Source organism: Haladaptatus sp. HS23 (assembly GCF_056892285.1).
Genome location: NZ_JBXGLH010000008.1, coordinates 14,408 through 27,899, shown reverse-complemented (window position 1 = coordinate 27,899; position 13,492 = coordinate 14,408). Strand labels below are relative to the sequence as shown.

Here is a 13,492-nt window from a genome sequence, read left to right as displayed (position 1 = left end):
AAGGACCAATGAGCGCAGAACCAGCTACGGAAACCGAACAGGAAACGAACAGTGCATCGCCGCTTGCAGCGTATCGAAGCCGATATATCTTGATGAATCAGTCGATTCTGAAGCGATTTCTTCAAGTCGAGACGCCATTCCATCGTCAGGATCTCCCAGAGGTCTGCAAAGACTACTTCAAGAAGTTTACCGAAGAAGGGATCTTCATCCATCATTCCCGGAAGCCGGGTAACTCAAATCGGTGGAGTTGGGAATGGGACCCGAAAGCAAAACAGATGTTGAAAGAGATCGGTCCAGAACCCGACGATGGAGATTTGGTTTCCCCATGTTGCTATTATCGGGGATTCGTCAACCTACGGGCCGAGAACGAACATAATTTCGAGTGTAAGCTATGTGGAGGCCCATTTGACGAGTTTATCGAATTTGACGAAGAGGGATGGTCAGAAGCGGTCGTCAATCCCGATGGTGAGAGAGAATGAGCACTGAACAAGAGCCAAAAGCAGGCCAAATCACCTACATGGTTCAAGTTCGACGGGCAGTTATCTCTCGCCTTCTCGAGCTTGACGAGCCGTTCACCTACGGGGAGATCCCAGACGAGTGTATCACCGACTTCTTGGCCTTTCGTGAACGGAATATTCTGCTTCGAGAACCGCAGGAATCGTCGTCAGATGATCCGAAGTTCACCGTGTCTGACCGAGCAAAGAAAGTCCATGACGAACTAGGGCCCTATCCAAGCCCTGGTGATCTCGTTACCCCCTGCTGTGCCTATAGCGGGTTTCTGAATCTCTCGTCAGAGCATGACACGTGTTATGAATGCAAGTTCTGTGGTGAGGGATTCGACGAGTTTGTCCCATTCGAGGGGTAGAGAAGTACTAGCCGAATAGCCATCGCAATTTTTAAATAATAGCGGGTAATTCAAGAACATGAGGACGGACTAATGCCGCAACAGAACCACCAAGAGAAGCCAGACGACGAAACGGATATCGAACGACCAGACGCAGACGACGTCTTTCCGTTCCCAACCTACCGAGAGAATCAAAAAGAGGCGCTTGAAGAGTCCTCAGAGGCACTGTGGGAAGACGAGGAATGCGATAATGTGCTTGAGATACTTCCAGTAGGAATCGGGAAATCACCGAACAATACCGCACTCGGGCGGCAAGCAGAAGATGCCTTTATGACGACACCTCTCAAGACTCTGCGACATCAGTTAGAGGATGACCAGGTCCTCAACAAACACTATGAGGTGTTACGCGGACGGGCAGATTACGTCTGTCGCGCACGGAACCACCCAGAGACGGGTAAGGATTACTCCTGTAAGAACTGCCCTGTCTCTAGTGGAAAAGAGAGTGAGACGACCTGTCGTGATATGGCAACTGAGGGATGCACGTACTGGAAAGCGAAGGAAGATGCGATGATGAGTGATTTTTCTGTTATCACGCTTGCCTATCTGATCATCGACTCGTATCTCCCTGTCACCGATATGGCAAACGATCGACCCCAATCGGAAGACGACCGTGGTGGCACAGGTCAAATTTCCTTTGATGATCGGGAACTGCTCGAGATCGACGAGGCACACAAACTGGTAGATAACGTTGCCAGCATGCATGCTGGGATTGTAATATCTCCGTGGAAGCTTCCGAATTCGGTCTATGGCACGATCAATGAGGAGGTCCACACCAATATGAAGCGGATGAAGGATGTGAGCACGGAAGTACAGGAACTTGCAATTCGAGCAACTGAGTATATCGACGAATTCGAGAACGTTGACGAAGATTCGCCACGATCAGAGGAGCTGAATCAGGGCGTCGAACAGTGTGAGGAATTCAAGCGCAAGTGGGGCTACGCACTCTCGGAGATTAAGGACGGTCGTCCGTGGGTTGTCGAGGTGAATGATATTACGGGACCAACCGAGGAACCATCCAAACGAATCGTTCTCAAACCCGTCGATGTTGACAAATTCCTCCAAGAGAAGGTATGGAGTCGGGCAGAGAAAATCGTCCTTTCGACGGCCACAATGCCCTACCTCCAATCACCCGAGAAATGGTTGCAAGAGCTCGGCTTGGATCCTGAAAAGACAAAAGTAGTTCAGAAGGACATGCCATTCCCGGTCGAAAATCGACCCATTCACACCGATACGATTATCGGGGAGTTCTCCAGTGGAGGTCTCAGCGACCATTGGGATGAGGTCGTGGAGGAGATCAAACGCCTATCGATGAAGCACAAGGGACAGAAAGGTCTCATTCACACGGTTAGCTACGATCGCGGATGGAACCTTCACAGCAAATTCAGCGACGAGCTCAAAGACAATGCGATTGTCCACGAACAGAATAGCGACGATAGTACGTCAGTCCAACTGGATAAATGGCAGTTTAGCGATGAGGATATCTTCCTCTCCCCGGCGTGCATGGAGGGCGTTGACTTGCATGACGAAAAGTGTGAGTGGCAAGTGCTGTTGAAGGTACCATATCCGAATACCCAGGATTCACGGTGGAACTACCTCATTAACGAACGGAGTGACTGGGAGCGGTACTATGAGACTGCACTCCGAGACATCGTCCAAAGCTATGGTCGGGGTATCCGGCATAAGGACGATCAATGTGACTACTACGTTCTCGACGAGTGTTTCAATGACGTGATGAATCGAGCAGGGCCGCCAGAGTGGTTTACAGACGCAATTCAGTAGGTCAAATAGATGTCTATAGATATAGAAGAGTCTTCGTCGAACCAAGAGCCATATCTCTTCCTTACGTTGCACATCAAAAAACGATGGTGTGAAAGGATCACGAAGAAACCCTTCACGAAAAAGAACAAGATAGAAGCGACAAAACAAATACGAGAGTGTTTCAGGAATTCAATTCCTGTCCAAAACGCACACAATAACAAGGCGTACATTCACCCAACAAAACGTTGGGTGATTATCTACGAGGATAACCTTGCGAATGATCAACACGATCTAATAACGGCATACGTATATTCAGGGCAGAACGACAACCTGTCATTCCCGGATATGGCATGTTGTCTCGAATGCACTGGCTACTACCACATCTCTGAAAACGGCTGCCCTCGATGTGAGTGAATAGTAGCCAGAACCATACTTTAGTTGTCAATTGATGAGTTGGTGAAAGTCACTAGTTGATCAAATATATTAATTATTCGACAAGTTATAAGTTATCCACACTCTTTGTACAGAATGAGTATCACAGATGGCAACTGAAACAGATTCAATCGTCACTGGACACAATCGCGTCCCACCAATCTCGGGATTCAACGAGAAGATCCTCTATGCAGCTCTTGGGGAAAAACGTCCGAGTGGGCAAGAAATCAAATCCATCCTGGAGGACCGATATGAGATGGAGATTAACCACGGTCGGCTCTACCCAAACTTAGACAAACTCATCGATCACGGATTCATCAATAAGGGGAAGATCGACAAGCGAACGAACTACTACGAGGTCACGAGCAGAGGTCAACAATATCTCAAAGAAGAGCAAGAGTGGGAAAAGTCCCGACTCTAAGACGATAAAGCGTCTCCAGCCTCGCAGAGACACGATACACCAAACCAAGTGAGGCCAGCACCCTAGAACCAGGTGCAGAACAAATCCCATACGGAACGCAGACTCGTGCAGTTTAGGTGGCCTCCTTCGAGGGGCCTGACGAATTACGTTTCAAGTACCGACACCGACGAGTGACTACACTAACACCAACACACCAAAACCATGCCACAGAGATACGATTCAGGACTCTCAACCAGCGTTGTCAATTACATCGTTCGACACAGATCAAAACTGTCGTTAATCCCGGACCCGCCCCAGACGTTCACGCGGTCAGAGATCGACAAACGAATTAAAGAGCATTTTGCAAAGCTCCACTCAAACGATATCATCGTTGCTCCAGAAGGAACGACGGGAGAGTCACAAACCGAGTGGATGCTCAATCCGCAAGTCTATGAAACGCTCGAAGAATTACTCACGGATGCGCCACGGGACGAGCCCCTGACGCCGTGCTGCCGCTATGTTGGATGGTCAAATGAACGAGACGGTGACTATCGATGCCGTCTATGTGGTGAGGAGTTCACAGAGTTCGTAGTGCTTTCGGAGACGGACAAAAAGCCCGTAGCGAATTCGATGGATCATCAGTTGAGGCACTCGAGTACGCCAGTCGATGTGTGATCGGTAGGCGTTATCAATAGTGTCCTTCTTTTGATTATTGAACCATATACAGTGTATTTATATACTTGGCGAGAGTAGGCGGCTGTGAGGAAGAACACAAGATGATCCAATCGACTCTCGCAGCAGCAAACATAGCCAACACACTGCCAAACTTCACCGAAGGTGACTCAATCGAAATCAAAGAAATCGATAGAGAAGCAGGAATTGCGAAAGTTAGGCATAACGGAGGGAGCCTCGAGGTCATAAATATCGGGTCTACTGATGAGCTCACGGTAGACGAATCCGAGACAGTCCCGCCGCAATATTCGCGAGAAATTGAAGAGCGAATGGCACTCTGTGATGATGCATTGATTGATGTCTATGCATCGGGGATCTCTCCATGGTGGGGGTGGCGATGGAAGCTGATGAGCTGGCACGAGGCCCGACCAAGTGTCCGAGGGTCCTGTTCTGATCTAATCATTGATTCAGGGGTGAAGCAATTTGGGACTCCCGATGATGTCCTTGATGCTGCCACCAAGGTGGGTGCAGATTATGTCGTTGCATCAGATCGAACCGGAATGGAGACGGAGATCCCACACCAATATCAGGATGTTGATTCTCTTGATATTACACTCGATTTCTTATCCCAATATGAATCATCAGACTGTCCTGCAAAGCTCATATTGCCAGTACAACCCCCGTACGATACAGCATTACAGACAATCGAGAATCTTGGCCTCTTGGATTCGATACAACACATTGCATTAGGGGGGCTAAAGACGATGAAGTCACCCGATGACCGAATAGCCGCCATCAAGCAAGCACGGTCGGCCGTCGGTTACCGAGTCGATCTGCACGCGCTTGGGTTAGGGATGAACCTGAAAACGATTAAGACGATTCGAAGCAATCCAGATCTGATTGATTCCCTGGACGTCTCGACTCCAGAAAATGCCCCGTCAAAGGGGATGTTGCCTGACGCAATAGGGAAGCAGCACAAACATCGGTTCCCATCGGGTGTTAGCTCTACTGTCGTTCGTGCCGCAGCAGCAGCCTTTATCGCGACGCAGTTCGCCTACATGATTTCGCCGCAATGTTCGACATCAGAGGTGGAGAAATACCACCAGGAAACGTTGAACATCGGTGATTGCACTAGAAAGTAATAATTGAACCATATCCAGTAACTTTATTACTGTTGGCATATAATCAGCTTGTAACGCGGGAACCCCCCGCAATCGTCATACCGGAAATAGGACGGAAACACAAATAGAACCAATGTTCCACGCAATAATCGAAGCAGACGCTCTGGAAACGACACTCGACAACGCTGACGCGATTGTTGATGAATTCAAAATGAAGCTCAGTGAAGACGGGATCCTCATCGAAGCCGTTGATCCAGCAAACGTTTCGATGATTTCGGATACGCTTCAGAAGAGTGCATTCGAGAGCTATGAAGCAACAGAAGGTGTTCTCGGTATAAACCTGAACCGGATGCAGGATATTGTCGGGATGGCTAGTTCTGGCGGCCTCGTCGAGATGGAACTAGACGAAGAGACGCGAAAGCTCCACATCAAGGTTGACGGGCTCGAGTATACGCTTGCGCTTATTGACCCAGCGTCAATCCGTGAAGAGCCAGAGATCCCTGACCTGGGGCTTGATGGTAAAGTGGTCCTCGATAGTTCCCATCTTAGCCAAGGTATCAAGGCAGGAGATATGGTGACCGATCACCTCGAATTTACGATCACAGAGGTTGATGGGGTGTCCGCTCTCCAGATACATGGAGAAGGGGATACAGATGATGCGATGTTAACGCTCAAAGAGGGTGAAAAACTGGAGGAGATAGAACCCGCTGATGTTCTATCTCTCTTTAGTATCGACTACCTCAAGGACATGAAAAAGTCCATCCCAAAATCCACAGATGTTACACTGAAAATCGGTGAAGAGATGCCGATGAAAATCTCCTACGACTACGCAGATGGGGCCGGTAATACGGTATTCATGCTTGCACCGCGAATTCAATCCGAGTAGACACAACAATCACAACCACCACACGAATCACAATCCATGAGTAAAGCAGCCACCACAGCAGCACACACGGAACAGTATAGTCGTCTCGTATACGAATCGCGCCCCGGAATGGGTGTGCAGGCCATTCGAGAGATAGCGGACATCGTCGGGATTGACCTGGCTGATAGTCAAGATACGCTCTCGAAAGAGCAGCTCGTCGAAGTGTATCTGTGGGTAATCGGAGACTCCACTATCCCACACCAGCTCTTCAGATCCAATCGCGTAGATTACCTCTACAGCATTGCTGATCAACTCGGGTTGATTGTCGAAGGTCCTGCAAAGACCTCTGACTTTCGAGCCGTCGAATGGGCAGCAGTACGTGACGAGCTCAAGAAAATCGAGCGAGCAGAAGGAAGTGATCGGAACGTCTGGGAAGCGCTCAAGTGAACGAAGCAACCACCGAGATCGCTGTTTGAGACGAACGCCACTATTGTCCAACATCTTGATAAACACGGTTTAGAGAGTCATCAATAGACAACAATGACCGACACAAAAGAGGAATCAGTGCCCACACGATATCTGAAGAATACAATCGACGAAATGCTCATCGAACAGGGAATGGACCCAGACACAACCGTTGTTCACGATGTGTCCTATGACGATGGTGAGATAATTCTTGACGCTGAAGAATCGGGCTCTGAACTGAAACACATCCTCATTGCAAAAGCTGTCACCGCATTAGCGACAAAACCCACGATAGCCCATGAGGTCTCACATGGAGAGTACTCTGTTTGTGCTTCAATAATGAATGAAGAGATCACCATAGAAATTCAGGGGCCACACCGCGAATCAACGATGGAGATCTCAAAAGAGATGGGGAAGATAATTGCTGCCAGTCAATACCAGAGTGGATAAATAGATGAATCCACCCACATCATACGATCAACCAGAGTGTCTTGAAGATGTTAAACAGTATCTGCGCGATCTACGGGAAGCAGCCGCATTCCAACGCGATTGTTACAATCCAGACAAAGGCGGGACTCCCGGCCGATTCGGGCAAGGTGATTACTGGAGAGGAACATATGGGTGTGCTACAATTATGCTCGACTGGCTCGAAGGACTCAACACCGGGCATTCCCTGCAGGCACCAAGAGACAACGATGTTTCTAGCCAAGAGCTCTCCTCTGGACGAGAACATCAGCTACTCTTAGAGATCTCAAAAGTGACTGGGCAACCAGTCGAAGAAATGGAGGGTCTCACGGAGATCGTCAAAGACCAATCCAACGAAGCAATCGGAGAAGAGAAGTGCTTGGAAATTGCAGCAGAGATGGCTTACAGTGGGATTAGGTACGAGAAGATAGAATATTATCTCCCAGGTGCAATCAAAATCGCTGGAGAGGCTTCGATGTCTGTACAAACAGTAGGTCAATTGGCCGCGGAATGGTCGATAGTCACCGAGATGAATAAAAACTGACTATGGACGAGAATGACACAGATGAAGAAATCGCAGGGTCATGTGAGTGCGGATGGGTACTGACAAAGGCGCAAGCTGAGAGCATGGCTCAATTGAGGCCCTCGACGGTTGATGGGAGCGACCTGGAGACTGTTGCAGATGAACAAGCGAGTATGCACGAGTCGACGTGCCCCGACGATGGCAATGTCACAATCACTCTCCCGTAGGGCGATGACTTGTTGAATCGGTATCTTTTTCACCATGCCCAATTAAGCATGATATAGGAGCACTTTTACAATGACAGGAGAATCCAGCGCCCAACAAGGATCGGGCCAATACGTAGACATCGATCCAATTGCAGCCGAAGAATACAATGGTAACAAAGAGTGTCGATACGATGGCTGTGAAAACGAAGCAGACTGGCTTGTGGAGGTATCTGCGTCAATATCTGGCCCAGGTGTCCTAACGATAATGTGCCAATCGTGTAGCAACTCGAATCGAGTCTACGTCACTGAAAACGAAGTTATACAACACGAGATCAGCGAAGAAGCCCGCGACAAGAGTGAGTACAAGAATCCATCCTCCGAAGATCAACAACAGGTGTTGGATGATGATTGAGGAATCTCAGGGTTTCGACAACCAGGATGAGGAACCGGATGCGTGGCGAAATATCTCCGTCTGTGAGTGGTGCAATGACGAGGACGCAGGTGCACTTCGCGCCATCAAAATGAAGAAAGGACGTCGAAGAAAGCTCTGTCGAGGGTGTTTTGCACACAAATTGGATGCCGGTGAGGTTGATCCCACAGACCCACGAGTGAGATCATGAGCACTCAAGACGTGATTAGTGACTTAGAACCAAAGTCCTGGGACGAGATCTACGATTCACCAAGTCTCGTCGACGAAGACGGGCATGTGAATGTTGGAGGGTTCGAGAGAGGATACACAAGAATCGGCGACTGTTTCCGCACATACGATGGAACGGTATACGTATCCGTCGAGGAGGGGTGGGTGGCATTTGGTGCCGTCAGTGCAGCACTTTCCGAACTACTCAATAGCAAATCAGAACCATGACCAAGAGACATAACGCCTTTATTGTTACACTGGATGAAGAGATCCGAGAAGATGATTCAGAGCCCATCCGTAACGCACTGCAACACATTTCGGGAGTAGCTGGTGTGGAGTCTGCCGATATAGATCGGATAGAGCTCGCAACACTTCGCAATCGGATGCAAGCAAAGCTACGAAGAAAGATCGATGAAGGGTTCGAGGAGGGCGTCGATGACTGCTGATTCACAATCTCAACGGATTCCATACGGAGACCACCCCACAGAGGACGCTTCCGAGGAATGTCCTGGCTGTACCGCAAGACAAGGTGACCTTCACGATGGTGGGTGTGACCACGAGAGGTGTCCCATCTGTGATGATCAGCTCGCATTCTGTGAGCATAGGGAGGAGTTACTGAATGACTGAACAGACACCAACATTCTGTCTTATCTCTGCGGTCGCTAAGAACGGCGTTATCGGTAGTGACGGAGAGATCCCGTGGCATTTCTCCGAAGACCTGCGCCACTTCAATGAGACAACAATGGGACATCCGGTCGTGGTAGGTCGTCCGACCTATGAAAACATCTCCGGGAAGCTTGGTGGCCCGATGCCGGGACGGACAAACATCGTGTTGACCAGGTCAACAGACGAGATTACAGATGATGTCATCGTCGTCCATGATATCGATGAGGCCATGTCTGTTGTGGATGACAGCCGCGTCTTCGTTGCTGGTGGTGCAACAGTATACGAAGAGTTTCTCCCGTACGCTGACGAGATGGTACTTACGGAGATTCACGAAGCATATGATGGGGATGTGTATTTCCCAGAATGGGATGGTTCAATCTGGCGCGAAACAGTACGCGTCATTCGTGAAAAGTTCGATTTCGTCCGATACAGGCGGAAGATCTCAGTAAATCACGATCCGCCCGACGGTTACGGAATGACGGAAGACGGGTACTACTACACCGAACCAAACTGTGATCCAATACCAAAAGATGCATTCTGAAATGCAAGGAACGAAGGTGGACAAATAGATGCCCAATCCGATCAGCGAAGACATGGGCGGACCCTATGTATGTGTGGAATGTGGAAACACGTTCGAAGAACCAGTCACGTCGGTTCTCGATGGGCGAGAGATCACACCGTGCTGTAGCTACGAGCTCTACGAACAACTGTAGTTGCCGTCCTTTTCTCTGGGTCTTGTTCATATCACAACCAATCGGTATCTTTTTCACCATGCCCAACTAAGCATGGTGTGAAGTACAATGAACGGATCCACAGAACCACAGACGGGAAAGCACGGGAAACCTACTCGGTCAAAAAAGCTCGAACAGATGACGTACGAGCTTCGAACCATGAATTGGCCTACAGAGCTGCACGAAGAGTCTAAAGAAGTCTACGACGACATGGTCGAACTTCGAGACAAAATGAAGGAGATCGAAGATGAGTAAGTCAAAGTCGGAGGATTCAGATCTTGATCGGTACCAGATCCCGCGGCCTCACGGTCAATCCACTGCAGATATCGTTCGTTCTCTCCAAAAGGGTGATCGAATTGCACACTGTGAAGGTTACCATGAAGGTAATATTCGGTGGACCAAACGAGAGATCACTGCAGCAAGTGATGAGTGGGCTGAATTCGGGGACTACCGATTAGAAGTTGTCGAAGACGAAGACATAGCCCGATCCACCATCGGTGACGAGGGTGTTCAGATTTGCTCCTACCGGACTGGTGTAAAAGAACCTGCCGGAGAGATCGAGCGGATTCCTCGTGAAGCACTCGCTGCAGAAACTTGGTATCACTGGGAGGTTGGAGTGTCCGAAACACGCACCCTCGAAGAGGTATCCACTGATCAAACCATGTTCGTCGAAGCTCCCTCGAAAGAGCTCGCTGTGAAGACCGCAAAGCGGCGCGCAGAGATGGACAGCGGGTACGAGCAAGTTTGCTACCGTGAAGGAGAGTTGGAGGCGGGTCAGTAATGCCTGAGAAGCCAGATTGGGCCGAGAAATACGACTCTACCAAGTACAATGGAATTCACTACCCATGTCCGGGCGGGTGGGTCTTCTATGACCCTGAAGAAGGCGGGGGGTTGTGGTATTACTGTGGTGAAGAAGGAGAAGGCATTGGAACGATGGATGAGCTCCTTGAAGCCGTTGATCGCGACGACGATGCCTACAATGAAGCACGCGGAGAGCCAGCATTTGTTAACGTAAAGTCAATCGAATATAACGTTAAACATCGCACCGAAACTATCGAGTGGGAGCTCAAGATCAATTCAGACACGGTATTCCGTCAGATCGAGCCGGATGAGGAAGACGTCTGGGCAGCAACTGCAGAAGCAATGGCACAATACGACGAAGGAGAGGATCTTGACGGTATTCGTCCGGAGTCCGGTCGTCTCCCGGACGATGTCAAGAAACAGCAGGATACAGAACGTCGGAAAGAAGAAAACCAATCGATTGGATCCTTCTTGTGACCGAACGAATTCCGTACGGAGAGGAATCGAAAAAGACACTCGGTGAGATTCCATTGTATATTCCACGCGATGCGGATCGCTGCCCTGACTGTCAGGTACCGCGTGGAGAGCAGCACAACGCCGGATGCGATGTCGAACAATGTCCAGTTTGTCAGAGACAACTGATCGGATGTGACCACGGTTCGATCTTTCTCAAGTGACCGGTAGCGCGGAGTCCCCTTCCTCAAGGAGCAAGCGAAGCGAGCGAGTAGGGAGGGGAGGAGCGCGTTGCGAAGCTGGGTATTTGGACCAACCCACACACCGATGGAATTCGGAAAACCGATGGGTTGCAGGGGGATTGCTGACCGGCACCTAACCATTAAATATATGCACCCGAAGTCCTTCTTTGAATTATGGAAGTGCGTCGAACAGCCGTCGTGAAACTCGCCGTTTCCGACGAGCAATGCGACGCACTCCAATCCACCAGAGAACAGTTCCTTTGGTGTGCAAACCGTGCCTCTGAGTTCTGTTGGGACAATACCGACTACGACGACTGCGTGACCAACAAGCGACAGGCACAGAGCGCGCTGTACGACGAGCTTCGCGCCGAGACCGACTTGACAGCAAACCTCGTCATACTGGCGATCTACCGTGCCGTCGAAGCCGTGAAAGGGTGCGTCGAACGATGGAAGAAACGCCAGCGCGTTTCACAACCGGAGTTCACATCATGGTTTATGGACTTCGACAAACGGTCTTCGACCATCCACCGAAGCCAGGCGTCACTATCCACGGTAGCGGGACGTGTCGTCTGCGAGTACGTGTTTCCCTCGGACAGCCCGACACCCTACGAACAGTTCGTCCTGAACGACGAGTACGAGCTTCGGCAGGGAACACTGCACCGCGACGAAGCAACGGGCGACTTTTCCCTGCACATCACGACCCGGCGGTACGACAGCGAGAACACCGACGATTCAGCAGATACGGAGCACCAAACGGTCCTCGGTATCGATCTCGGTGTGAACTCACTCGCTACAAGTTCGACTGGGACGTTCTGGCAGGGCGACGACTACGACCACTGGATCGACGAGTTCGAGAAACGCCGTGCGAAGATGCAACAACGCGGAACGCAAGCCGCACACAATGCACTTCTTCGGCTCGGAAAACGCGAACGAGCCTGGCGGAAACAGTACATTCACACCGTGGCGAACGACGTAGTTCGAGAAGCTGTCGAGAACAACTGCGACGTAATCGTGTTCGAAGACTTAACCGACATCCGCGATCGCCTACCGCACGCCGAGTGGCACCACATTTGGGCCTTCCGGCGGCTCTACGAGTACGTCGAGTACAAGGCCCCGGAACGTGGTGTCTCGGTCGAGCAGGTCGAACCCAACCACACCTCACAACGCTGTTCGAAGTGCGGGTTCACCGCGAAAGCAAACCGTTCTGGCACCGAGTTTTCTTGCCGGAAGTGCGGCTACGCGGTGAACGCGGACTACAACGGCGCGAAGAACATCGGGCTACGATACGCCCGCCAGCAGTATCACAGACTCCGTTCGGGGCAAAAGTCCCTGGATGGAGATGCACCAGTAGACGTGCGTATAAATCGTGGGACAATGACCGACGACGGACCGCAGGCCTTAGCCTCGGACTGATCGCCGGGAGTCCACATGAAAGCCCCTTCCTCAGGGAGCGAGCGGGGTATCCCGTGAGCGAGCAGGGAGGGGTAGTTTACCCTGATGCTAGTCGTGATCGCTGCGTTTCCCGAAACCGTGGTTGCCGCGTATGGAATTGGAACACGGGTGTTTTCGGTCATATTCCTTCCAGCAATTGCGTTTTCACAGGGCATCGAAACTATGACCGGCCAGAACATTGGTGCGGGGAAAATAGATCGTGCCGAACGAGCAAATCATTACGGTGCAAAGGTGATGTTGATTACATTGACCGGATTCGGATTAGTCGTATTACTGCTCGCCGAACCAATTGTGGGAGTGTTCACAACAAACTCCACAGTTGTCGCGGAAGGAGTAACATTCATCCGCTACACAGCTCTCACCTTTGGATTCATTGGGGTGATGCGCGCGTATAGTGGTGGCTTCCGTGGCGCTGGAAAGACACTACTTGCAGCCGCCGTTGCAATCCTAACGCTGGGAGTCATCCGATTTCCGATTGCGTGGGTCGGTTCAGATATGCTTGGATCAGCAGGGATCTGGGTTGCATTTGCGGTCTCCAACGTTATTGGAGGCGTTATTGCGTATCTCTGGTTCCGTCGCGGAACATGGCGGAGTGTTGAGCGAGCAGACAGCCACTTCACCGAGAGTTCCTCGAAGACGCTGGGAGACGATTAGTATACTCTCCAGCCATAGTTAATTCGGGTCTCAACGCTTCCCTGT

17 protein-coding genes and 1 pseudogene are annotated in these 13,492 nt (G+C 50.5%); all 18 read left to right on the top strand.

The features are described from left to right. Nucleotides 1-8 precede the first annotated feature (8 nt). Entirely contained in the window at nucleotides 9-479 is a 471-nt protein-coding gene (locus tag AC1XDK_RS19710; protein ID WP_483351680.1) for a hypothetical protein, read from the top strand. Next, a complete protein-coding gene (locus AC1XDK_RS19705) occupies nucleotides 476-865 on the top strand; it encodes a hypothetical protein (protein ID WP_483351679.1) in 390 nt (129 codons plus the stop codon). The genes AC1XDK_RS19710 and AC1XDK_RS19705 overlap by 4 nt, the downstream gene beginning before the upstream one ends. Nucleotides 866-937: 72 nt before the next feature. Then, nucleotides 938-2,683 carry a helicase C-terminal domain-containing protein gene (locus AC1XDK_RS19700; protein WP_483351678.1) on the top strand — a complete coding sequence of 582 codons (1,746 nt, stop codon included), beginning with the start codon at nucleotides 938-940 and terminating at the stop codon, nucleotides 2,681-2,683. Between the two features lie 520 nt (nucleotides 2,684-3,203). Further along, nucleotides 3,204-3,515: a helix-turn-helix transcriptional regulator gene (locus AC1XDK_RS19695; RefSeq protein ID WP_483351677.1), complete on the top strand. Its 312-nt coding sequence runs from the start codon at nucleotides 3,204-3,206 to the stop codon at nucleotides 3,513-3,515. Nucleotides 3,516-4,270: 755 nt separating this feature from the next. Further along, complete coding sequence (locus AC1XDK_RS19690) at nucleotides 4,271-5,308, top strand: hypothetical protein (RefSeq protein ID WP_483351676.1); 1,038 nt, start codon at nucleotides 4,271-4,273, stop codon at nucleotides 5,306-5,308. Nucleotides 5,309-5,420: 112 nt separating this feature from the next. Continuing rightward, entirely contained in the window at nucleotides 5,421-6,173 is a 753-nt protein-coding gene (locus AC1XDK_RS19685) for a DNA polymerase sliding clamp (RefSeq protein ID WP_483351675.1), read from the top strand. A gap of 36 nt (nucleotides 6,174-6,209) precedes the next feature. Next, nucleotides 6,210-6,599, top strand: coding sequence for a hypothetical protein (locus tag AC1XDK_RS19680; protein WP_483351674.1), 390 nt, complete (start codon nucleotides 6,210-6,212; stop codon nucleotides 6,597-6,599). A gap of 93 nt (nucleotides 6,600-6,692) precedes the next feature. Then, the gene (locus AC1XDK_RS19675; RefSeq protein ID WP_483351673.1) at nucleotides 6,693-7,067 is read left to right on the top strand and encodes a hypothetical protein; all 375 of its coding nucleotides are present in this window, start codon (nucleotides 6,693-6,695) and stop codon (nucleotides 7,065-7,067) included. Nucleotides 7,068-7,251: 184 nt separating this feature from the next. Further along, the gene (locus tag AC1XDK_RS19670; RefSeq protein ID WP_483351672.1) at nucleotides 7,252-7,626 is read left to right on the top strand and encodes a hypothetical protein; all 375 of its coding nucleotides are present in this window, start codon (nucleotides 7,252-7,254) and stop codon (nucleotides 7,624-7,626) included. A gap of 276 nt (nucleotides 7,627-7,902) precedes the next feature. Then, nucleotides 7,903-8,223 (top strand): hypothetical protein, encoded by a 321-nt coding sequence (locus AC1XDK_RS19665; RefSeq protein ID WP_483351671.1) that lies wholly within the window; start codon nucleotides 7,903-7,905, stop codon nucleotides 8,221-8,223. 204 nt (nucleotides 8,224-8,427) lie between these two features. Beyond that, the gene (locus AC1XDK_RS19660) at nucleotides 8,428-8,676 is read left to right on the top strand and encodes a hypothetical protein (RefSeq protein WP_483351670.1); all 249 of its coding nucleotides are present in this window, start codon (nucleotides 8,428-8,430) and stop codon (nucleotides 8,674-8,676) included. After that, the gene (locus AC1XDK_RS19655; protein WP_483351669.1) at nucleotides 8,673-8,894 is read left to right on the top strand and encodes a hypothetical protein; all 222 of its coding nucleotides are present in this window, start codon (nucleotides 8,673-8,675) and stop codon (nucleotides 8,892-8,894) included. Before AC1XDK_RS19660 ends, AC1XDK_RS19655 begins: the two co-directional genes overlap by 4 nt. Nucleotides 8,895-9,067: 173 nt before the next feature. Continuing rightward, a complete protein-coding gene (locus tag AC1XDK_RS19650) occupies nucleotides 9,068-9,655 on the top strand; it encodes a dihydrofolate reductase (protein ID WP_483351668.1) in 588 nt (195 codons plus the stop codon). 259 nt (nucleotides 9,656-9,914) lie between these two features. Continuing rightward, nucleotides 9,915-10,100, top strand: coding sequence for a hypothetical protein (locus tag AC1XDK_RS19645; RefSeq protein ID WP_483351667.1), 186 nt, complete (start codon nucleotides 9,915-9,917; stop codon nucleotides 10,098-10,100). After that, complete coding sequence (locus AC1XDK_RS19640) at nucleotides 10,093-10,626, top strand: hypothetical protein (protein WP_483351666.1); 534 nt, start codon at nucleotides 10,093-10,095, stop codon at nucleotides 10,624-10,626. The genes AC1XDK_RS19645 and AC1XDK_RS19640 overlap by 8 nt, the downstream gene beginning before the upstream one ends. Continuing rightward, nucleotides 10,626-11,123: a hypothetical protein gene (locus AC1XDK_RS19635; protein ID WP_483351665.1), complete on the top strand. Its 498-nt coding sequence runs from the start codon at nucleotides 10,626-10,628 to the stop codon at nucleotides 11,121-11,123. The genes AC1XDK_RS19640 and AC1XDK_RS19635 overlap by 1 nt, the downstream gene beginning before the upstream one ends. Nucleotides 11,124-11,515: 392 nt before the next feature. After that, nucleotides 11,516-12,754, top strand: coding sequence for an RNA-guided endonuclease InsQ/TnpB family protein (locus AC1XDK_RS19630; protein WP_483351664.1), 1,239 nt, complete (start codon nucleotides 11,516-11,518; stop codon nucleotides 12,752-12,754). Between the two features lie 81 nt (nucleotides 12,755-12,835). Continuing rightward, nucleotides 12,836-13,447, top strand: a pseudogene (locus AC1XDK_RS19625) (MATE family efflux transporter); the annotation flags it as partial. Between the last annotated feature and the right edge of the window lie 45 nt (nucleotides 13,448-13,492).

Excerpts from the sequence above, each read along its gene's own strand:
- AC1XDK_RS19710 (WP_483351680.1), top strand. The coding sequence starts at position 9 with ATGAGCGCAGAACCAGCTACGGAAACCGAACAGGAAACGAACAGTGCA.
- AC1XDK_RS19705 (WP_483351679.1), top strand. The coding sequence starts at position 476 with ATGAGCACTGAACAAGAGCCAAAAGCAGGCCAAATCACCTACATGGTT.
- AC1XDK_RS19700 (WP_483351678.1), top strand. The coding sequence starts at position 938 with ATGCCGCAACAGAACCACCAAGAGAAGCCAGACGACGAAACGGATATC.
- AC1XDK_RS19695 (WP_483351677.1), top strand. The coding sequence starts at position 3,204 with ATGGCAACTGAAACAGATTCAATCGTCACTGGACACAATCGCGTCCCA.
- AC1XDK_RS19690 (WP_483351676.1), top strand. The coding sequence starts at position 4,271 with ATGATCCAATCGACTCTCGCAGCAGCAAACATAGCCAACACACTGCCA.
- AC1XDK_RS19685 (WP_483351675.1), top strand. The coding sequence starts at position 5,421 with ATGTTCCACGCAATAATCGAAGCAGACGCTCTGGAAACGACACTCGAC.
- AC1XDK_RS19680 (WP_483351674.1), top strand. The coding sequence starts at position 6,210 with ATGAGTAAAGCAGCCACCACAGCAGCACACACGGAACAGTATAGTCGT.
- AC1XDK_RS19675 (WP_483351673.1), top strand. The coding sequence starts at position 6,693 with ATGACCGACACAAAAGAGGAATCAGTGCCCACACGATATCTGAAGAAT.
- AC1XDK_RS19670 (WP_483351672.1), top strand. The coding sequence starts at position 7,252 with ATGCTCGACTGGCTCGAAGGACTCAACACCGGGCATTCCCTGCAGGCA.
- AC1XDK_RS19665 (WP_483351671.1), top strand. The coding sequence starts at position 7,903 with ATGACAGGAGAATCCAGCGCCCAACAAGGATCGGGCCAATACGTAGAC.
- AC1XDK_RS19660 (WP_483351670.1), top strand. The coding sequence starts at position 8,428 with ATGAGCACTCAAGACGTGATTAGTGACTTAGAACCAAAGTCCTGGGAC.
- AC1XDK_RS19655 (WP_483351669.1), top strand. The coding sequence starts at position 8,673 with ATGACCAAGAGACATAACGCCTTTATTGTTACACTGGATGAAGAGATC.
- AC1XDK_RS19650 (WP_483351668.1), top strand. The coding sequence starts at position 9,068 with ATGACTGAACAGACACCAACATTCTGTCTTATCTCTGCGGTCGCTAAG.
- AC1XDK_RS19645 (WP_483351667.1), top strand. The coding sequence starts at position 9,915 with ATGAACGGATCCACAGAACCACAGACGGGAAAGCACGGGAAACCTACT.
- AC1XDK_RS19640 (WP_483351666.1), top strand. The coding sequence starts at position 10,093 with ATGAGTAAGTCAAAGTCGGAGGATTCAGATCTTGATCGGTACCAGATC.
- AC1XDK_RS19635 (WP_483351665.1), top strand. The coding sequence starts at position 10,626 with ATGCCTGAGAAGCCAGATTGGGCCGAGAAATACGACTCTACCAAGTAC.
- AC1XDK_RS19630 (WP_483351664.1), top strand. The coding sequence starts at position 11,516 with ATGGAAGTGCGTCGAACAGCCGTCGTGAAACTCGCCGTTTCCGACGAG.